Consider the following 1900-nt stretch of genomic DNA (forward strand, 5'->3'; position numbering starts at 1 on the left):
CGACCCGAACCGCCCCAAGACCCGACTCGGCTACACCGGCCACGAGCACTTCAACAAGCTCGGCCTCGTGAACATGAAGGGCAGAATCTACGACGCGCATATGGGGAGGTTTTTGCAGCCCGACCCGTTCGTGCCCGAGCCCGGCAATAGCCAGTCGTGGAACCGGTATAGCTATGTGGTCAATAATCCGTTGAATTGGACAGATCCCAGTGGGTTTGACCATCACGACAGGTGCGACGGAAGCAACTGCCCCACCCCCGAGCAGCTGATCTGCTTCTACGGCGCCTGCATCTCGAAGCAAGACATCAAGTGGGCGGGCAGGCAGATCGGCAAGGGCGCTAAGAAAACCGGGGGCTTCTTCAAGAAGCTTGGCGGCAAGATCAAGAACTTCCTCACGGGCGGGGACGGAGGAGGCTCGACCCCGCCGCCAGAGCCGACCCCAACGGGAGAGGGTGACCCGCCAGGACCAGATACGTTTCAGACGGAGACACCTCATGCGAGCGAGTTTCGTGCGCCCAACTTCACCTATTGGACGGGACCCGCGGGTCGGCTGACGGACTTCGGTGAACCGGATCCGTCCCAACTTGTCACTGTGGACCGGTTCGCCAATCCGGCAGGCGAGAATACCGGCGGCCGGAGATTCCAGCTCACTGCCGACACAGCCACGGCCTTGCGCTCGATGCGGGAGGCAGCGGCGGCCGATGGACTCAATGTGAGCAGGTCGTTGACGCTTACCTCCGCGTATCGGTCGGTGGCGCGTCAGACCCAACTGTGGAATGATGCTCTTATTGACCATAACGGTAACGCCGCAGCGGCACGGCGGTTTGTCGCTCCTCCAGGGAGCACGGAGCACCATACGGGCAGAGCAGTTGATCTCGTGCTCGATCCGTCGATAGGCCCAACGAACCGACAAAACGTACCAGCACTGAGAAACACGCCAGCGTACAGGTGGCTTCAGAACAATGCAGGAGGGTTCGGATTCAACCCCTACTCATCCGAGCCATGGCATTGGTCTTATAACAAGGGATTCTCCCTCTTGTAACTTCCGGGACTCTTATGGAAACCATGCGCCATATGCGGAGGATCGTTTCGAATCCATATGCGGTAGCATATTTCTATACCTTCCTTCTCTGTTATTTCGTTGCAGGATGTGATGACGCTCCTGCACAGGACACGGCACCAGGGCGCCAAACCGAAACAATCACTGCCCCTCAAGCCGCGGGACATGTTAGGTCCAATCCAACGTTGGCAGAGTCGGAGACGAAGAGTGACGACTCTTCTTCCGCAAAGGGCACAGGCACGGATCACAAAGCAGAGCTTCCGCCGCCGCCAACCGAGCAAGATCGGCCGTTGCCCGAGCGGTGGCTAAGTGCGCTGGCAAAAGGGGAAGTAGGGAAACTTGCCAGTCTGTGTGTCACGCCCTTTCGCTTGAGATCAACCAACAAGCCTCATCGCTGTGATTCGTACGCAAAGACACCTGAACGCATCCGTTCTGTGAGTGCATGCCTTGTGGAAAAGGAACCATTGTTTTCTGACACTTCAAAGCTGGCGCTTTTGGATGGCATCGACGGTCTATCCGTGGCGTGCGCCAAGCTGTCCCCTAAACTACGGCGTATGGTTCGTAGCCAGCGTGATTCGGAGTGCTTCGTAGCTGTAGGCGATGGTGTTTCCTTTGAGATGGCTTTCCAGCTACGCACGGAGAACGAAGAACAAAAGATAGCTGGAGTCTGGTATGAAAGGAGCTACTTCAAATGAGCGCACACCGCACTGACCGGCGTTGACCACGCGAGGATTGGGTTCCGGTGACGCCGACGAGGTTCCGCGAGCGTGCCGTGAGCCTTCGCGCCTGACAACAGGGCGGGGGAGACGCTCGAGGCAACGCCACACGTTCACTGACAGC

1 protein-coding gene is annotated in these 1900 nt (G+C 58.2%); it reads left to right on the forward strand.

Features of this window, described 5'->3' with window-relative positions; all coding sequences use genetic code 11:
- Window positions 1–1042: D-alanyl-D-alanine carboxypeptidase family protein (locus MJD61_08930; GenBank protein ID MCG8555394.1), on the forward strand; the 1042-nt coding region annotated here is incomplete at its 5' end.
- Window positions 1043–1900: the final 858 nt, after the last annotated feature.

The sequence above is a fragment of the Pseudomonadota bacterium genome (assembly GCA_022361155.1).
GTDB lineage: Bacteria > Myxococcota_A > Polyangia > Polyangiales > JAKSBK01 > JAKSBK01.